Consider the following 18,873-nt stretch of genomic DNA (forward strand, 5'->3'; position numbering starts at 1 on the left):
CAGGTCAGAGACCAAGTGTCAGCCTTCAACCTTGATGGAGTCGATGACGGTCTCGATCTGCGAACGCAGGTCGTCGGACAGGGGAGCCGAACCGGCGGAGTCCGCAGCGGACTTCTGTCCCTCTTCGGAGACGACGAACTTCTCCCAGGCCTTGACCATGTTCACGGTCTCCTGGTCCTTGTAGGACGAGCAGACCAGGTGGTAGGAGACGAGCACGATCGGGTAGGCACCCGACTCGGTGGTGTCGCGGGCGAGGTCGAAGGCGAGGTCGCCTTCGCCGCGTCCCTCGACCTTCTCGGAAGCGTCGACGACCTTGGTGGCGGCTTCGGGGGAGAGTTCGACGAATTCCTCGCCGACCTTCACCTTGGCGGTGCCCAGGTCGCCGACGGCCGAGGCGTCGGCGTAGCCGATCGCACCGTCGGTGTCCGAGACGGTCTGGATGACGCCGTCGGTGCCCTGAGCGGCTTCGCCGCCGAAGTCCTTCGGGAAGTTGCCGTCGACCTCGGCGTCCCAGGTCTTCTCGGCGGTGGCTTTGAGGTACTCGGCGAAGTTCTCGGTGGTGCCCGAGTCGTCGGCGCGGTGGACGGCGGTGATCTTGAGGTCCGGCAGCTCCGCGTCGGGGTTGTCGGCCTTGATCGCGTCGTCGTTCCAGTTGGTGATCTCGCCCTTGAAGATCTTCGCGATGGTGTCGGGCGAGAGGTTGAGTTCGTCGACGCCCTCCACGTTGAAGGTCACCGCGATGGGGGAGATGTAGACGGGGAATTCGTAGGCGCCGTCGGCACCGCAGGCTTCCTTGCCGGCCTCGACCTCGTCGTCATCGAGGTGGGCGTCGGAACCGGCGAACTGGGCGTTTCCGGCCAGGAACTGCTCGCGTCCGGCACCGGAGCCGTCGGGCGAGTAGTTGACGGTGACGCCGGAGTTCTCCGAGGTGAAGTCCGCGGTCCAGGCATCCATGGCCGCCTTCTGCGAGGAGGCGCCGATGCCGGTCAGGGTGCCCTGGAGGTCGCTGTCGCCACCGCTGGTGTCTTCCCCGGTGGCGGAGGTTCCGCCGCAGGCCGACAGGGTGAGCGCGCCGACCGCCAGGATCGCGGCGGAGGGGGCAAGGTGCTTCAGCTTCACGAAGATGCCTTTCATGTCGTGGACACAACTCGAGGATTCTCGATCGTTCGTGGTCCACGCTAAGGATCGCGCGTAAAGCGGCGGGTGTAGTGAAGTGAATGGGAGGTGAATGAGAGCTGAAGCGTTGGAAGCCTTCTGAGCACTCTGTCACAGGGCGGGCCCGGATCGTGAAAGGATGGCCGCCGAGGCCGGTCTGACTTCGGCCGCCGGCCCCTCAGGTGAGACCTCGGCCGGCGACCCCTCAGCGCTCAGCCCCTCAGGCGTCGATCGGTCGGACGCGTTCGATGTCGACGATGCGCGGCACGGCGCCGGGCCGGACGTAGGCGACGAGGATCTCGCCGGGCTTGAGATACGGGTCCTCGCTCGGCAGCTTCGCAGCGATCCGCTTCGGGGCGTGTTTGGCGTAGACGGCGAGGATGGTCGGCAGCACCGGACGGTGGGTGCAGTAGATGACCGGACGGCCCTTCTCGAGCAGCTTCTCGATGTACCGGGCGGTCTTCTCGGGATTGCCCGCGGTGGCCTTCTCGCTCAGACACGCGACCTTCTTGATCGATCTGCCCGTCGCCGCCGACAGCGGAGCCAGGGTCGCGACACAGCGTTTCCACGGGCTCGAGATCAGCTTCTTCGTCTCCCACGCCTCGAGCAGGCCGGTCAGCGCCATCGCCTGCCGGGTGCCGAGCTTGAGCAGCGGTCGGACATGCTCCGTCTCGTACCATTTGGAGCGGGGGAAGGCCTTGCCGTGGCGGACGAGGACGAGCGGCCAGGCCCGCAGCGCATCCGTCTCGTGATACTTCTCGAGCGCATCGAGCTGATCGCGGTCGGCATAGGAGGTCAGCTTCGTCCGCGCCTTCCCGACGGGAAACCACTTCACCTCATCGACTTCACGCACATTGTCGGAGCCGAGAGCCTGGTCGGCCTTGACTTGGGCCGACCAGTAGAAGACCTTCTTGATGTTCTTGCCGCCGACCATGTACTCCGCCGAAGGCAGCGGGACGCCGAGGTGGATGTCGAGTCCCGTCTCCTCCTTGACCTCGCGGATCGCGGTCTCCGGCAGGGTCTCCCCGGGCTCGACCTTGCCCTTCGGCCAGGACCAGTCGTTGTAGCGGGGACGGTGGATGAGGGCGACCTCGAGTCCCTCGGCTCCGAGCCGCCAGCAGACGGCTCCGGCGGCGAGGATATCGGCACTGACCCGCGAGGAGACCTGCGCGGAATCGACCGATGCCGGACTCACGCTTCGTCCCCGACCAGTCGGCGTTTCCGGTGACGTCGGATGAGCTCTGTCTGGTAGTCGGTGAGCGGCTGCCCCTCGGCATCCTTCGTCGAGCGGCTCCAGCTGCCGTCGGCGGAGAGTTCGAACGCCGAGGTGGACTCCGCGAAGGCGAGATCGAAGAGTTCGACGACCTCGTCCTTGTGGTTGGCGTTGGCGAGCTGGACGAGGGTCTCGACTCGCCGGTCGAGGTTGCGGTGCATCATATCGGCCGAACCGATGTAGACGATAGGGTCGCCGCCGTTGCCGAAGACGAAGGCCCGCGAATGCTCGAGGAAGCGGCCGAGGACCGACCGGACGGTGATGTTCTCGCTCAGGCCCGGGATACCCGGGCGCAGGGCGCAGATCCCGCGGACTAAGACCTCGACCTTCACCCCCGCGCGGGAGGCCATGTAGAGGGAGTCGATGATCGCCTCATCGACGATCGAATTCACCTTGATCCGCACGGACCCTTCACCGCCCGCCTCGGCGATGGCGGTCTCGGCCTCGATCAGCTCGGTCAGCCCGGCTCGGACCCGGGTGGGGGCGACGAGGAAACGAGAGTACTCGGCGCGGGGCGCATAGCCGGAGAGCTGGTTGAACAGCTTCGTGAGGTCGTCGGCGACGGCCATGTCCTTGGTCAGCAGGCCGAAGTCCTCATAGCCGCGCGCGGTCTTCGGGTGGTAGTTGCCGGTGCCGACGTGGCAGTAGCGGGCCAGTCCCTCGGCTTCCTGACGGACGACCAGGGAGAGCTTCGCGTGGGTCTTGAGTCCGACGATGCCGTAGACGACATGGACCCCGGCCCGCTCGAGCTTGCGGGCCCAGGTGATGTTGGCCTCCTCGTCGAAGCGGGCCTTGATCTCGACGACCGCGAGGACCTGGATGCCCGCTTGCGCGGCATCGACGAGGGCCTCGATGATCGGGGAGTCCCCGGAGGTCCGGTAGAGGGTCTGCTTGATCGCGAGCACGTTCTTGTCCGCGGCGGCCTGCTCGAGGAAGGCCTGCACACTGGTCGAGAACGAGTCGTAGGGGTGGTGGAGGAGGATGTCGCGGCTGTTCACGGCCGCGAAGACATCGACCTGATCGCTCGACTCCCGCAGGGACAGGTCCTTGTTCATCTGCGGGACCATCTTCGCGAAATGCAGGTCATCGCGCGGGACATCGGCGATGTCGGACATTCCGGAGAGGTCGAGCGGGGTCGGCAGGTGGTAGATCTCGGATTCGTCGATGCCGAGTTCGTCCTTGAGCATCTCGCGCACCCGCGGATGGATGTTCTCCGTGATCTCCACGCGCACCGCGGGCCCGAAACGGCGGCGCAGCAGCTCCTTCTCTAGAGCCTTGAGCAGGTTCTCCGCATCGTCCTCTTCGACCTCGAGGTCTTCGTTGCGGGTGACGCGGAAGGTCGAGTGGTGGATGACCTCCATGCCTTCGAAGAGGGTGTCGAGGTGTTCGGCGATGATGTCCTCGAGGGCGACGAAGCGGGCGGGCACGTCGCGTCCGACGGGACGGTCGGACGCCTCGGCGACGTTGAAGAACCTGGGCAGGCGCGGGGGCACCTTGACCCGGGCGAAGAGCTCCTTGCCCGAGTCCGGGTAGCGCAGGAGCACGCCGAGGTTGAGCGAGAGCCCCGAGATGTAGGGGAAGGGGTGGGCCGGGTCCACGGCCAGCGGGGTAAGGACGGGGAAGACGTGACCGGCGAAGAATTCGTCGACCCGTGCCCGTTCGTCCGCGGTGAGATCGTCGACGGCGACCTTTGTGATCGACTCTGCGTCGAGGCGGGGTCCGATGTCTTCCTTGAGCAGGGCGGCGTGCCTGGTCATCAGCTCATGGGCACGCACGCCGATTGCGTGCATGACCTGCAGCGGCATCCGCCCGGTCACGCTCGGCACGGCCAGTCCTGTATTGATGCGGCGTTTGAGGCCGGCGACGCGGACCATGAAGAACTCGTCGAGATTGGTCGCGAAGATCGACAGGAAGCGGACCCGCTCGAGCAGGGGCATCTCCGGGTCGGAGGCGAGGTCGAGGACGCGTTCGTTGAACGCCAGCCAGCTGAGTTCGCGATCGAGGAAGCGATCTTCGGGTTCCGGCAGGTCGAGTTCCCTGCCGATGGCTGCGATGTCGTACATCGATCTACTCCTGGGTGGGTTCGGTCGAGGAAGCCGGCGCATAGGACACGTGCGCCACCGCGACATGGAAGCCAAGCCGCTCGTACAAGCCTAGCGCCGGAGCATTGTCGGACTCGACGTAGAGTTCGATCCTCTCGGCGCCGGCGGCGACCATCCGCCGCATGCCCTCGACGGTCAGTGCCCTGCCCACGCCCTTGGCATGGACGGCCGGGTCCACGCCGACGACATAGACCTCGCCGAGGCCGCCGGACGTGCCCGTGGACGGCTCGGGATCCGTGAGTTTGATCTCATGGAAGCCGATGACGTCACCGGCGCGTTCGGCGATGACGATGGTGGAGGGGTCGAAGTCGGCGGCGGTGACGATCGCATCGATGTCGGCGCGGGTCTGCGAGCCCTGTTCGGGGTGCCAGTCGAAGGCGGCGTTATTGACCTGCAGCCAGCCGTCCTCGTCGCCGGGGGCGAAGGAGCGGATCCTCACACCGTCGGGGGCCGTGGTCTCCGGAAGCTCATCGAGGCTCAGACCCTCACCGGTGCTCATCTGATAGAGCACCCGGTCGCGGCCGAGCCCGTGCCTGCTCGCAAGTGCCTGCGCGGCCGGGTGGTCGCCGTGGGCCCAGCACCATGATTCGGGCTGCTCGTCGAGGATCGCGGCGAGCAGAGCGGCACCGTGTCCGCGGCCGCGATGTTCGGGGGCGATGAGGAACTCGGCGGCATGGCGCTCGCCCTGCAGGGCACGGATGCCGAAGCCGATGAGGGTGTCCTCGTCGTCATAGACCCGCCACACACTCGAGGCCGTCTGCGCCTCGTGGCTCGTGTCCTCGCCGGTGGCGATGGCCATCAGCCCGCCCGAGATCTCGGGGGAGCCGTCGGACTCGGCCACCTGGTCGAGGAAGCCGCGCTCGGCCTCGGCGAGAGGGGAGATCGGGGCCCCGACCACGGCTCCGCTGGTGTCGATTCTCATGCGCTCAGGTCCTCCTCGCTCGGTTCGTTCTCTTCGCTCGTTTCGTGCGGACTGCGTCGTTCGGTCTCGTCCGCCTCAGCCGCCTCGTCGTCATCGTCGGTCATGGAATCCGCGCTGAAGCGGTAGCCGACGTTGCGCACCGTGTGGATGGCGTTCTCGAGGTCTTTGCCGAGTTTCGCACGCAGGCGGCGGACATGCACATCGACGGTGCGGGTGCCGCCGTAGTAGTCGTCGCCCCATACGGCGAAGAGGATCTCATCGCGGGTGAAGACGCGTTCGGGGTGCATGGCGAAGAACTTCAGCAGGGCGAATTCGCGGTAGGTCAGGTCGAGGCTGCGTCCGCCGAGATCGGCGGTGAACGCGGTCTCGTCGATGCGCAGGGCTCCGGTGACGACGACCATCGGCTCACCGTCGGCGTTCCACGCCTCGGCGCCGGGGGTTCCGTAGGCGCCGCCGGTCGCGGAGGGGCCGACCGCTCCGCCTCCGCCTGTCTGCTCGCCGAGGTTCGCCCGCCCCGTGTATCCGGAACGGCCCGCGAATCCGGCTCCGGCCTGGGCGGGGGAGAGGCCTCGGTCGCGGGCCATCCGCAGCCGAGCCTCCACCTCGGCGGGGCCTGCGGAGGTAAGCACGATATCGCTGACATTCCAACGCGCCGAGGCGGTCGCCAGCCCGCCTTCGCTGAGCACGACGATGACGGGGACGGTGAGATTCCTGGCGGTGAGCACCTCGGCGATGGCGGGGGCGAGGGAGAGATCGAGGCAGGCATCGGCGATGACGACATCGGCGGTGATGGTCTCGGCGGCCGCGGTGCTCAGGTGCGCGATGTCGCGGCGTTCGATGTGGTGGCCGAGGTATTGCAGGGACTCGGGCGCGAGCGGGGCATCGAGGCGGGCGGCGGGGCTGATGTGCAGGATCCGCATGTGCTCAATCCATCCCCTCTGCGAGTGCCGACTGAGGAAAGTATAGCCGTGCTCACCGACGCCGAACTCGGGTGACCGGACTCGCGAGACCGGACCCGCGAATCGCGTCGCCGCGATCGGATAGGGCACGATAGTGGGGTGATCAGATGGATTCGAGTAGTCGTGGCCTTGGCCCTGGCGTTGGCCCTCAGCGCCTCGGTGTACTGGGGCTACACCTTGTTCCTGCTGGCGACCTGCCTCATCGTCTTCGGCGTCGCCTACGGCTGGCCCCGTCTCACGGACTCCCCGCAGCCCCGGGCCACCTCGATCATGCTCTTCCTCTTCGGACTCGCCGGACTGCTGGCCGCGTGGCGCGACAGCTCGGCTCCGTACCTCGACTGGCTGCCCGTGCTCGCCGGGCTCGGGCTGCTGTGGACCTTCGTGCAGAACCTCACCCGCGGCCTCGGTGCCTCGGATGCCGTGGCCAACGTCTCCGCGCAGGTGACCGGTGTGGTCATCTCCCTGTCCGCGAGCACCTGGGTCGCCGCGATCACCGTGCCCGGGGACAAAGAGGCCATCGTCGTCGGTCTCATCTCGCTCATCGCCGCGGGCTGCATGACCGCTCTGCCGTGGCCGGCGATCTACACCTCACCGCTGGCCGTGGCGATGGCGACCGCGGTGGCCGGGATCCTCTCGTTCAGCATCTTCCCCGAGGCGATCAGCTGGCCGCTGGCCCTCATCCTCGGTGCCATCATGGGTCTGCTGGTCGCCGCCGTCGACCGCATGCTCGGCCTCGTCGCCTATGCCAAATACCAGGCCGTCAGCCTCGAGATCGCCCAGAACATCGAGCTGAAGAAGAACGTCGAGAAGGCCCGCAGCTTCGCCGTGCAGCTCGCCCTCGGCGCCACCCCGATCGCCCTCGGCGGTGTCGTCGTCTACTCTCTCGAACGCATCGCCCTCTGATGTCCCGGCCGTCGGGTCAGTTCTTGATGTCCCGGCCGTCGGGTCAGTTCTGTCCGGCCCTCGGGCCGACTGCGCACGGCACGGCTCGGAAATGTAGACTTGAGGGCATGGATAACCTCGTCGTGCTTGAAATCTTCTTCTCCAGCCTCGTCGGCCTCGCCGCACTCGGTGCCCTGGGTGTCGGAATCAAGGTCGTCACCTCCCTGTTCAAAGACAACCGCTGAGTTCGATGATCGAACTAGACGCCTCGGTCCATCCCGAGCTCGTCCCCCTGTCCTGGCTCATCGGGTCCTGGGAGGGTGTGGGAGTGGTCGGCTATGCGGACACTCCCGAGAAGCAGTTCGGGCAGCGAGTCGACTTCGTCGCCCATGAGGGCACTCCCTTCCTCCAGTACACCGCGCATGCGTGGCTGCTGACCGAGGAGGGCGAACTCGAATCGACGCTGACCTTCGAGACCGGCATCTGGCAGCTCGTGCGCCAGCATGACGCCGGTGACGTGGGCCCGGGAATGCTCGTGCCGACTCAGGAGCCCAGCTTCACCAGCGCCGCCGCGGTCGAGACCCTGCGCACGAATGACGACGGATTCGAGATCGAAGCCGAGATCGTCCACCCGCACGGCGTCATGGAACTCTACGCCGGCCATGTCAAGGGACCGCGCATCGATCTGTCGACCGACGTCGTGGCACGGACGAAGACCGCCAAGGAGTACACCGCGTCGACCCGCATGTACGGACTCGTCGGCGGGGAGCTCATGTGGGCCTGGGACATGGCCGCCCTCGGCCACGAACTCGCCTCTCACGCCTCGGCGCGGCTGAAGAAGCTGGACTGAGATGACCGAGTCCGCCCGCCCCTCCGCGCTGGCCCAGCCGCTGAGTTCGGCCGCGGTCTACGGCCCCGGCGAACTGGCGCGGACGCCGCTGCACTACGGCTCGCCCCTGCGCGAGCAGCGGGCCCTGGCCGAGAAGGGCGCCATCGTCGATCTCGCCCACCTGCGGGTCCTGCGCCTGTCCGGACCCGATCGGCTGACCTGGCTCAACTCCATCACCACGCAGAAGCTCGACGGACTGGCTCCGGGGGTGTCGACGGAGACCCTCGTCCTCGATCCCAACGGCCGCATCGAGGGCTGGCTCAAACTCGTCGACGACGGCGAGGCGCTGTGGGCGATCAGCGAGATGGCCACGGACGCCACCCTCGACTTCCTCCGCAAAATGGTCTTCATGATGCGCGTGGAGATCGAGGACCTCAGCGATGACTATCAGTGCATCGGCGCCGTCCTCACTCTCCCCGAGAAGCTGCCCGTGACCCAGCTGTGGGCCGATCCCTGGCCGCACATCGGAGCGGGCTCGGCCTCCTATGCCGAGGTCGACCTCGGACTAGAGGTGGCAGGGGAGGACCACCCCGGGCTCGAGACCCCGTTCGTCATCGGCATCTGCGCGCGTGCGGACCTGCGGGCAACCTCGGCGAGCGAATTCACCCTGGCCGGGTTCGACGCCTGGGAGGCCCTGCGGATCGCCGCTTGGCGGCCCGGGCCGGCGGAGATCGACCACAAGTCCCTCGTCGGCGAACTCGATCTGCTGCGCACCTCCGTGCACCTGGCCAAGGGCTGCTACCGCGGCCAGGAGGCCATCGCGCGTGTGCACAATCTGGGGCAGCCGCCTCGGCGCCTCGTCTTCGTCCACCTCGACGGGTCCGGGCATATCCACCCCGAGGCCGGCACCGAGGCGCTCGCCGAGGTCCGCGGATCCGAACGGTCCGTGGGACGGCTGAGCTCGGTCGCCCTGCACTGGGAGCTCGGGCCGATCGGCCTGGCCGTCATCAAGCGCAACATCTCCGCCGATGCTCCGCTGAGCTTCGACATCGGTGAGGATGCACCCCGTGTGGCAGGGGCGCAGGAAACGATCGTCGCGCCCTCGCGCGAACACGATCTCAACCTGCCGGGACGGAACAAGGACGTCGATCTGCGCAACCAGCACCGCTAGAATTCGGGCTTCGCGACAGCGCTGATGAGTCGTATCGCGAACAACGGATTCCGCATCGGATATCGCGCTGACAAACGCGTTCTGGCCACCCTGCGGACTCGGAATGACAAGAACCGTCGCGAACCCCTATTCTTCCCCTTATGACAGCTTTGGAAATTGGCGGCGAAGCTCTGCCGCAGGAACGTAAGATCGTCACCGAGATCCCCGGACCGAAGTCCCGTGAGATCGAGGCCCGCCGCACTTCGGCCGTGGCCACAGGTGTCGGATCATCGCTGCCCGCATACGTGGTGGCGGCCGGCGGCGGCATCCTCAAGGACGTCGACGGCAATCAGCTCATCGACCTCGGTTCGGGCATTGCGGTGACCACCGCGGGCAACTCGAACCCGCGGGTCGTCAAGGCCGCGACCGAGCAGCTCGAGGCCTTCACCCACACCTGCTTCATGGTCAACCCCTATGAGAGCTACGTCGAGGTCGCCGAGGCGCTCAACCGCCTGACCCCGGGCGATCACGAGAAGCGCACCGTGCTGCTCAACTCCGGCGCCGAGGCTGTCGAGAACGCCGTGAAGATCGCTCGCGCCCACACCGGTCGTGACGCCGTCGTCGTCTTCGACCACGCCTACCACGGCCGGACCAACCTGACCATGGCGATGACCGCGAAGGCCGCCCCCTACAAGGCCGGATTCGGTCCTTTCGCCGGTGAGGTCTACCGGGCACCCATGTCCTACCCGTTCCGCGACAACGATGCGGCGGGCACGAAGATCAGCGGCGAAGATGCGGCCAAGCGCGTCATCACGATGATCGAGAAGCAGATCGGCTCCGACTACGTCGCCGCGATCGTCATCGAACCCATCCAGGGTGAGGGCGGTTTCATCGTCCCCGCTGAGGGCTTCCTGCCCACCCTCGTCGAGTACGCCCGCGAGAAGGGCATCGTCTTCGTCGCCGACGAGGTCCAGGCCGGCTTCGCCCGCACGGGCAAGATGTTCGCCTCCGAGTGGGAGGGCATCGTTCCCGACCTCATCACCACCGCCAAGGGCATCGCCGGCGGTCTGCCGCTCTCGGCCGTGACCGGTCGCGCGGAGATCATGGACTCGGTCGGACCGGGCCGCCTCGGCGGAACCTACGGCGGCAACCCGACGGCCTGCGCCGCCGCCCTCGGCGCCATCGAGTCCTACGAGAACGACGGCCTCCTCGAGAACGCCGGACACATCGGTGAGATCATCACCGAACGCCTGACCAAGCTGCAGAGCCAGTACCCCGAGGTCGGCGACATCCGCGGCCGCGGTGCGATGATCGCCGCCGAGTTCGTCGAGCGCGACTCGATCGAGCCGAACGCTGACCTGGTGAAGAAGCTCGCCGACTACTGCGCGAAGAACGGCGTGCTCGTGCTCACCACCGGAACCTTCGGCAACGTGCTGCGCTTCCTGCCGCCGCTGACGATCTCCGATGAGCTGCTGGGCGATGCCTTCGACGTCATCGAGGCGGGCCTGGGCGAGCTCCTGGGCTGAAGCTCCCCACCCCCACTGCTACCTGACGGCGTCCCAGCACCCTCGCGCGAGGGTGCTGGGACGCCGTCAGGTAGTTTTGGGGCTCTGTGACGTCCTTAGCCCAGGTGGGGCGGGGTTGAACCACCCGATTCGCGCAGCTGCCATCCGACGGCGGCGCAGATGCTCTGAAGCGTCCGCGTCGCCGTCGGTGTGTCTGGAGTGCCGCCGGCCGGCCTCGGGAATCCGGCGCGGACCCACGCGGTCGGCGACTGTAGCACAATGGAGTCCATGACCTCTCTGCGCGAAGACAGTTCGATGAGCGCCCCGGACCGGGTGTGGCGGTTCCTCCGCGGACCGCGCTTCGTGGACCTGCCGATTCGTCTGCTCGCCCTCATCCTCTGTCTGACCGTTCTGGTCCCGGGCTCGTTCGAGATCACCGAGCCGCGTTACGTGGCGCTGCTCATCGGCGCCTACGCCCTCTTCGTCTTCGCCCCCTTCCTCCCTCTGGTCACTGCACTCGTCTCCACCGGCCTGAGCATCGTCTTCGTCGCGCTCTACCCCGACCTGGAGAACATGTTCCCCGAGGTGCTCATCTTCGCCGTCGCGGTGCTGCTCAGCCACCGCCGGTGGATCGGTGCGGCGATCGCCACGACCGGCCTCGTCGCCTACCTGTTGACTGCCACTGAGCTGGGCGCCTATGACGGCGGGGTCGCGGGCTTCATCGATCTCGGCTTCGGGTGGCTGACCTATTCGCTGATCGGCGCTGCCGCCGGTTTCGTCGAGCTGCGGATCCACCGGGAGATCCTCCGCCGCGAACGCGCCGCCGTCGACCACCAGAAGACGGTGGAGTCGATGCGGACGCGATTCACCAGCGATATGCACGACACGATCTCGAACTCGCTGGCCACCGAATCCGCGATCATCAGGACCATGGCACGGGAAGGCACCTCGCCAGATTCCGACCGTCTGCTCGCCGAGCTCGCGCTTGTCAATGCCGAAGCGACGAAACGTCTGCGACACCTGGTGGGCAGTCTCAGATCCGGGGAACCGCAGGATTCCCGCTTCCGTCTGCACACCGAGGCCGAGCAGCTGGCTGCGGCGATCGACAGCGGCTGCTCCGCCGGTTCCGTGCCCCTGACGATACAGATGGACCAGCTGCCGAAGTACGCCTCGGCGGACCTCGGTCGGCATTTCACCGCCATCGTGCTCGAACTCGCAACGAACGTCATCCGCTATTCGGCCCCGGGCTCTCCCGCCTCCTTGGAAGTGGAGATGCGAGCAGGCTCCGACGATCGGGCCGAACTCGTCTGCCGCAGTCGGAACGAGGCGCCGGCAGAGCTGCCCCGGACGCCGCGATCGCTTGACCGCAGGGCGACCGCGGTCAACGGAACCTGCCGCGTGCTCTCAGCCGAAGGGCAGAACGTCATCGTCGAGGTGGCCGTGCCCGTCCGATATCTGCGGCCCGAAGAGGGTAATTCCGTCGCCGTGGCGGGCAATTCCCGCGCCGAGGCGGGTGGCCCCCACTCCGAGTCCCACGGCTCCCGCGGTGAGTCCCACGGCTCCCGCGGCGGCTCGACTGCCGCGACGCTTGGCCAGGGAGAGGAGATCGCTGTCCTCTGCGAAAGAGCCGAATCTGGGATTCCGGTCGACGAAGGAGCAGCGGGAGGGCAGCGAAGCTCAGAAGAGCAGAGCAGATCCGGACGACCAGATGATTCCGAACGACCCGCTGGCGCCGATCGACTCGGCGACTCCGAACGACTCGGCGACTCCGAACGACTCGATGGATCCGGGAAATCGAGCGGATCGAACCGACCCGTCGGTGAGAAGAATTGGGCCGAGGTGTGATGATCGAGGGAACGAACACGGTGCAGACCTCAGACCTCGGCCCCGCCTCGGCGAGAAGCGCCACCGCCTCGGCGAGTTCCGGCACCGCCTCGGCGAGTCACGCCACCACCTCGGCGGATTCTGCCACCACCTCGGCGAGGTCGAAGCCGATCGCGGTCCTCGTCGTCGACGATGATTCGTGGACGACCCGCGCGATCACCGCTGTGCTCCGGGACTCGGGCGAATTCCGTGTGATCGACCCCGTGCATTCCGGGGAGGACGCCGTGGAGGTCTTCGCCGCGACGCGTCCGGACGTCGTCCTCATGGACGTCAATATGCCGCCGGGGATGAGCGGGGTCGACGCCACGGAAGCGATCAGGACCATCGATCCGGAGGCGATCGTGGTGCTGCTGACCACGGTCTCACCGGGGCCGGGCATCGCGCGCGGTCTCGAGGCCGGAGCACTCGCCGTGGTGAACAAGACGGCCGGCGACGACGAGCTCCTCTCGGTCGTCCGCTCCGCGGCCCACGGGGATGCGCCCGGGCTGCTGAAATCGCTGGCCGAGGACCTCATCATCAGCGGAGACGTCATCCCCGATGCCCCGAACTCGGCGCCCCAGCTCACCGAGCGGGAGATGGACCTGCTCGGGCACCTGTGCCGGGGACACGACTATGAGGAGATCGCCGCCGCGCAGTCCGTCACCGTCCACACGGTGAAGTCACACGCTCGGAACCTGCGCATCAAGCTGGGCGCAAAGAGCCAAGCTCAGGTCGTGCTCCGAGCGATCCAGTTCAAATTCTTCTCGCCGGAGTAGGCATCCACGATCTCGCCGATCGCCTCGGCCCCGCAATGTGGGCGAAACACCTGCCGACTACAGTGAAGACATGACCGAGCACACGACGCTGCGGCTGTCCCGCCTGATCAGGGACACCGAGGGCTTCCTTCTGCCGCTGAGTGAAACGGCCGACGACATCGAGGTCACCCGCATCGAATTCGACTTCGACCTGCCCGCGGGCGGCACCGACACTGCCCACTCCGCATTGGCGGGCACCGTCATCCTCATCGCCGCGGCGGTCGAGAGTCCCAGCGGGCTCGACCGAATCGTCGCCGCCCACCGCGGGGCCGCGGCACTCGTGCTCGGTCCCGGAACGCACAAGCACCTCGGCGACGGTCCGATCGACGGCGTCGGACCGGTCCTCCTCGAACGCTCCGCCCACGTCACCTGGTCCGAGGTCCTCGTCCACCTCCGGCAGCTCCGCGAAGGGGCGACGAGCGCCCTGGCCTGGCCCGATGTCGACGATCTCAGTGCCTTGGCCGCGGTCATCGCGGAATCGACCGGAGCCTCGATCACAATCGAAGACCCGGCCTCGCGCGTCCTCGCGCACGCCAACCTCAGCGAGGAGATCGACGACATCCGCCGCGAGACGATCCTCACCGGCGCGATCCCGGACTGGCGGATCGCCGAGCTCGAGGAATCCGGGTTCCTCGACACCGTCCGCCACTCGACCGACGTCGTCGAACGCCCGGCCGAGGATCGCACCCCGGCCCGGTCGGTCATCGCACTGCGCAGCGAGGGCGAACTCATCGGCACGATCTGGGCCGCCTATCCCGCCACGGTCGACCCGGCATCCCTGCGCGAGGTGCTGCGCGATGCGGCCCGCGCCGCCCTGCCCGTCATGCTCCGCACCCTGCGGCGCTCGCCCTTCGAGAAGCGGATCCGCCGGGAGGCCCTGGCCTCGATCCTCGCCGGTTCCCCGGACCTCGGACCTGCAGCGACCCTGCTCGCCCTGCCCTTCTCCGGCCACTATGCGACCCTCGCTCTCGCCGAGGTGAGCCCCGAGCGGGAGCCCGTCCTGCGGTTCCATCTGCGGGCCGCCTTCGCCGATGCCGTGCTCGCCCACGACGAGGCCAGCGGCCGGCTCGCCGTGCTCGTGCACATGGACGAGCCGCTGTCCGCGGCCGAGATCGGAACCAACGTCACCGCCGCCCTGCGTCGCTCGGCCTCGGCGGAGGACCGACTGCGCTTCGGCATCGGCGCCGCGGTCGACCGACTCGACCATGTCCACCGCTCGTGGACGGAAGCCGTCTACGTCGTCGATGCGCTGCTGAGCAGGGGAGCCGGGGCGGGGTGCGAGAGCGCCTCGGACGAGGGCGAGAGCGTGCTCGGGGCCACGGCTGCCGAGGTCGCCGCCGAACTCGTCGGCCTCGAGGTCGCCGATGCCCTGTCCGGTGCCGATCCGCGGATCACCGCTCCCGCCCGGACCCTGGCCCGCCACGACGCGGAGCATCAGGGACAGCTGCTCGAGACACTGCGCGTGTACTTCGCGACCGTCGGCAACTCCGCCGAGGCGGCCCGCCGTCTGCATGTCCACACGAATTCTCTGCGGCATCGGCTCGGCCGGATCGAAGAGCTCACGGGTCTCTCCACCGCCGAGAGAGCCGGGCGACTGTGGCTGGAGCTGGCGGTGCTCGTATTCGACCGCAGCCGGTGAGTGTGGTCTCCCGGCAGGGTGCCATCGCTGGCCTGAGCTGATTGCCATCGCGGGCCTGAGCTTACTGTCCGCACGTACCCGAGCTGATTGTCATCGCGCATCTGAACTGACTGTCACCGCGAGCCTGATTGTCATTTACCGACAATGAGGCGGCGCCAAGTTTGGCAGATTGTTGTCCGGTCCTCATAGGCGCGGCGTTCTAGAGTTCCTCTATACCGCCGACGAAGGACAGCATGCACAGTCAACGACCTGACACTTCCTCAGCCGCCGCACGCAGGCAGCTCGCCATCGCCGCGATCGCTGAAGGATCCGCGATCGCCGACGGCACCGCGAACGCTGGTGCTGAATTCGCCGCACCCGCCGCATCCGAGGGAAACATCGCCGCAGCACCCGAGGCCACCGCACCTACCCTCGATGACAGCACCCCGGTGCTCGGCCTCATCGATCTCGATCAGACCGCCGAGGCCTTCGACCAGCTCACCGCGGCCTTCGCTTCCGACAAGCCTGTCCTCCATGCCGTCGCCGCCAAGGCGGTGCCGCTGCGACCGCTCCTGCACTTCTTTGCCGAGGCCGGCGCCGGCTGCGAGGTCGCAAGCCCCGGCGAACTCGAACTCGCGGCGGCCGCTGGCTTCGCCCCCGAGTCCATCGTCTTCGACTCCCCGGCGAAGACCTGGACCGAGCTGAGACGAGCCGTCGAGCTCGGCGTCTCGATGAATGCCGACAACTTCGAGGAGCTCGCCCGCCTCGACATTCTCCTCGAGGGACGAGCCGCCTCGGCGCGGATGGGGATTCGAATCAACCCCCAGTCGGGAGCGGGCCGGATCGGGGCCCTGTCGACGGCGACCGAGACCTCGAAATTCGGGATCGGACTCAGCGACGAGGGCAACCGGGAGGCGCTCATCGCCGCCTATCTGGCCCGTCCCTGGCTGACCCAGATCCACGTGCACTCGGGATCTCAGGGCGTCGGCCTCGACCAGGCCGCCGAAGGCATCGCCGCCGTCGTCGACCTCGCCCAGGAGATCAACGCCCGCGTCGCCGCGGGCGAAGGTGCAGGCCAGGGCGCAGGCCACCCGACCGACAGTGCAGGCCGCCCGACCGACAGCGCCCGCCAGGTCACGCGCATCGACATCGGCGGGGGACTGCCCGTGAACTTCGCCGGCGAGGACATCACCCCCACCTTCGCCGACTACCGCGCCGCCATCGACGCCCGCATCCCTGCGCTCTTCGACTTCGAGATCGTCACCGAATTCGGCCGCGCCCTGCTGGCCAAGGCCGGCACCACCCTCACCCGCGTCGAATATGCGAAGACCACGGGCGGCCGCCGCATCGCCATGACCCACGCCGGAGCCCAGGTCGCCACCCGCACGGCCTACGCCCCGGACGACTGGCCGCTGCGCGTGCTCGGCTTCGATCCGCAGGGCCGACCCAAGACCACCGAGGCGGTTCCCACCGAAGCAGCCCCCACCGAATCAGCCCTCACCGAAACTGTCCCCACCGACGTCGCCGGCCCCGCCTGCTTCGCCGCAGACCTCATCGCCCGCGACCGCCTGCTCCCGCGCCTCGACGCCGGGGACCTCGTGGCCGTGCCCGACACCGGCGCCTACTACTTCTCGAACTCCTACTCCTACAACATGCTCCCGCGCGTGCCCGTCTACGGGTACCGCAGCAGTGAAGCCGGCGCCGACCTCGAATTCCTCCTCATTCGCCGAGGTCAGGGCGTTGCCGAAGTCCTCGCCGAGGCGGGAGAGGCGGCACTGACGCCGTTGCCCCACAGGCCCCGGAAGGCGGGTGAGACCGACGCGAAAGAACAGGACGCGCTTGCCTCGCATTGAGGGCAGAAGAACTTAGGATGAAGTGTGAGCAGGGTCTCACCTGCGCCGACAGATAACTGAATCACCGTTTCTACCGAAGGACTACGATGTTCGCACATCACAGACTGCGCCGAGGTTGGGTGAAGTGCCTCGCCGGCGTCGCGGCGCTGGCACTGGCCGGGTCGCTCGCGGCCGCCCCCGCCCATGCGGAAACCACCGAAGCCGCCGATGACTCCTCCGTGCTGCGCATCGCCACCGACGGATTCATCGACTCGTTCAACCCCTTCACCTCCTTCTACCTGCTGCCGACGAACACGTTCCGGTACATGTATGAGAATCTCGTGGCCAACGACGCCAAAGACGGCTCGATCACCGAGGGACTCGCCACCGAATGGAACACCGACTCCGACGGCAAGGTCTGGACCTACAAGATCCGCCCCGACATGAAGTGGTCCGACGGCGAACCGCTCACGGCCAACGATGTCGCCTGGACCTACACCCAGATGATGGAGAAGGAGGAGATGGCGGTCGCCAACGGCAGCCTCGTCGAGAACTTCGACAAGGTCGAGGCCACCGATGACTCCACCGTCGTCATCACCCTCAAGGAGCCGCAGGCGAACAATCCCGGTCAGGAGATCCCTGTCGTCCCCGAACACGTGTGGTCGAAGGTCGACAAGCCCGGCGAGTTCAAGAACGACAAAGACACCGTCGGATCGGGGCCCTTCCAGCTCGAGAGCTACGAGGCGAACAAATCCGTCACCCTCAAGGCCAACCCGAACTTCTGGCGCGGCAATCCCAAGCTCGACGAGATCCAGTACCGCTACTACACGAACTCCGATGCCCAGGTGCAGGCGATCCGCTCCGGCGAGGTCGACTTCATCACCGGGCTGACCCCCGAACAGTTCACCGCCATCAAGGGTGCCGACGGTGTCGAGCTCAACGACGGACACGGACGCCGCTTCAACGGCATCTCCATCAACTCCGGCATGGCCGATGCGAAGGGCAAGGAGTTCGGCACCGGCGCCGAGGCGCTGAGGGACAAGAAGGTCCGGCAGGCCATCCGCGCCGGCATCGACGTCGAGACCCTGCGCAAGCAGGTCATGCAGGACTACGCCCAGCCGGCCACGAGCTTCATCCCCGCGGTCTACTCGACCTGGGCGCTGCCGACCGACGATCCGGTGGTCTCCGGCTTCGACGTGGATCAGGCGAAGAAGCTTCTCGACGAGGCCGGGTGGAAGGAAGGCTCCGACGGCATCCGCGAGAAGGACGGGAAGAAGCTCGAACTGCGCTTCCTCACCGATGCCGACGCACCGATCGAACAGAACACGGCGAAGTTCCTCGAACCGTGGATGAAGGACATCGGGATCAAGCTCGAGAACGAGTCGAGCGACGTCGACACCGTCTCCGAGCGCACCACCAAGGGCGACTACGACATGTACTTCTCCGGCTGGTCGGTCAACCCCGATCCGGACTACCAGATGAGCATCAACACCTGCGGACAGCGCCCCGACGCCGACGGCAACGGCGGCACCACGCAGGACGGCTACTGCAACAAGGACTACGACAAGCTCTACCAGCAGCAGCACGTCGAACTCGACGGAGCGAAGCGGGCGGAACTGGTCAAGCAGGCGCTGGCGATCAACTACGAGGACACCCCCTCGGTGATGCTGTGGTACCCCAACCAGCTCGAGGCCTACCGTTCGGACAAGTTCACGAACTTCACCAAGCAGCCCTCGGACGGCGGAGCCATCGCCAACCAGGTCGGCTACTGGGGCTACGCCTCGGTCGAATCCGCCAGCGCCGAGGATGCCTCCGGTGAGGGCGGCGGGCTCGGAGCCGGCGGCTGGATCGGCATCGGAGTCGCGGCCATCGTCGTCATCGGCGGAGGAGCCTTCTTCCTCACCCGCCGCAAGAAGTCCGACGATCGCGAATAGTCCCCTCTCCATCGTCCCGGGTGCCGGGCATCCG

The 18,873-nt window shown here is 67.3% G+C and carries 14 protein-coding genes; 9 read left to right on the plus strand and 5 right to left on the minus strand.

The annotated features are described in order from the left end of the window. Window positions 1-18: 18 nt before the first annotated feature. The 5 genes from pstS to ACH82I_RS14110 form a co-directional block, all read right to left on the minus strand. The gene (gene pstS / locus ACH82I_RS14090; protein WP_413333493.1) at window positions 19-1,119 is read right to left on the minus strand and encodes a phosphate ABC transporter substrate-binding protein PstS; all 1,101 of its coding nucleotides are present in this window, start codon (window positions 1,117-1,119) and stop codon (window positions 19-21) included. A 256-nt stretch (window positions 1,120-1,375) separates the two neighbouring features. Then, window positions 1,376-2,350, minus strand: coding sequence for an NUDIX hydrolase (locus tag ACH82I_RS14095; protein ID WP_230744480.1), 975 nt, complete (start codon window positions 2,348-2,350; stop codon window positions 1,376-1,378). Next, a complete protein-coding gene (locus ACH82I_RS14100; protein ID WP_230744481.1) occupies window positions 2,347-4,491 on the minus strand; it encodes an RNA degradosome polyphosphate kinase in 2,145 nt (714 codons plus the stop codon). Before ACH82I_RS14100 ends, ACH82I_RS14095 begins: the two co-directional genes overlap by 4 nt. Before the next feature lie 4 nt (window positions 4,492-4,495). Continuing rightward, a complete protein-coding gene (gene mshD / locus ACH82I_RS14105; RefSeq protein WP_413333496.1) occupies window positions 4,496-5,452 on the minus strand; it encodes a mycothiol synthase in 957 nt (318 codons plus the stop codon). Beyond that, window positions 5,449-6,372 carry a winged helix-turn-helix domain-containing protein gene (locus ACH82I_RS14110; RefSeq protein ID WP_230744483.1) on the minus strand — a complete coding sequence of 308 codons (924 nt, stop codon included), beginning with the start codon at window positions 6,370-6,372 and terminating at the stop codon, window positions 5,449-5,451. The genes mshD and ACH82I_RS14110 overlap by 4 nt, the downstream gene beginning before the upstream one ends. A gap of 138 nt (window positions 6,373-6,510) precedes the next feature. Between ACH82I_RS14110 and ACH82I_RS14115 the strand changes: the two genes are divergently transcribed. The 9 genes from ACH82I_RS14115 to ACH82I_RS14155 all read left to right on the plus strand — a co-directional run bounded on the left by ACH82I_RS14115 (window position 6,511) and on the right by ACH82I_RS14155 (window position 18,839). Further along, on the plus strand, window positions 6,511-7,314 hold the full coding sequence (locus ACH82I_RS14115; protein ID WP_230744484.1) for an ammonia permease: 804 nt from the start codon (window positions 6,511-6,513) through the stop codon (window positions 7,312-7,314). Between the two features lie 229 nt (window positions 7,315-7,543). Beyond that, window positions 7,544-8,143 carry an FABP family protein gene (locus ACH82I_RS14120; protein ID WP_230744485.1) on the plus strand — a complete coding sequence of 200 codons (600 nt, stop codon included), beginning with the start codon at window positions 7,544-7,546 and terminating at the stop codon, window positions 8,141-8,143. A 1-nt stretch (window position 8,144) separates the two neighbouring features. After that, on the plus strand, window positions 8,145-9,293 hold the full coding sequence (locus tag ACH82I_RS14125; protein ID WP_413333499.1) for a YgfZ/GcvT domain-containing protein: 1,149 nt from the start codon (window positions 8,145-8,147) through the stop codon (window positions 9,291-9,293). A 140-nt stretch (window positions 9,294-9,433) separates the two neighbouring features. Further along, the gene (gene gabT, locus ACH82I_RS14130; RefSeq protein ID WP_230744487.1) at window positions 9,434-10,798 is read left to right on the plus strand and encodes a 4-aminobutyrate--2-oxoglutarate transaminase; all 1,365 of its coding nucleotides are present in this window, start codon (window positions 9,434-9,436) and stop codon (window positions 10,796-10,798) included. A gap of 267 nt (window positions 10,799-11,065) precedes the next feature. Continuing rightward, window positions 11,066-12,622 carry a hypothetical protein gene (locus ACH82I_RS14135; protein ID WP_230744490.1) on the plus strand — a complete coding sequence of 519 codons (1,557 nt, stop codon included), beginning with the start codon at window positions 11,066-11,068 and terminating at the stop codon, window positions 12,620-12,622. Further along, window positions 12,622-13,416 (plus strand): response regulator transcription factor, encoded by a 795-nt coding sequence (locus ACH82I_RS14140; RefSeq protein ID WP_413333502.1) that lies wholly within the window; start codon window positions 12,622-12,624, stop codon window positions 13,414-13,416. The genes ACH82I_RS14135 and ACH82I_RS14140 overlap by 1 nt, the downstream gene beginning before the upstream one ends. 70 nt (window positions 13,417-13,486) lie before the next feature. Then, window positions 13,487-15,094 carry a PucR family transcriptional regulator gene (locus tag ACH82I_RS14145; RefSeq protein WP_413333504.1) on the plus strand — a complete coding sequence of 536 codons (1,608 nt, stop codon included), beginning with the start codon at window positions 13,487-13,489 and terminating at the stop codon, window positions 15,092-15,094. 233 nt (window positions 15,095-15,327) lie between these two features. After that, entirely contained in the window at window positions 15,328-16,926 is a 1,599-nt protein-coding gene (locus ACH82I_RS14150; protein ID WP_413333506.1) for a diaminopimelate decarboxylase, read from the plus strand. A gap of 86 nt (window positions 16,927-17,012) precedes the next feature. After that, window positions 17,013-18,839 carry an ABC transporter substrate-binding protein gene (locus ACH82I_RS14155; RefSeq protein ID WP_413333508.1) on the plus strand — a complete coding sequence of 609 codons (1,827 nt, stop codon included), beginning with the start codon at window positions 17,013-17,015 and terminating at the stop codon, window positions 18,837-18,839. Window positions 18,840-18,873: the final 34 nt, after the last annotated feature.

The sequence above is a fragment of the Brevibacterium sp. GP-SGM9 genome, from assembly GCF_047300845.1.
Lineage (GTDB): Bacteria > Actinomycetota > Actinomycetes > Actinomycetales > Brevibacteriaceae > Brevibacterium.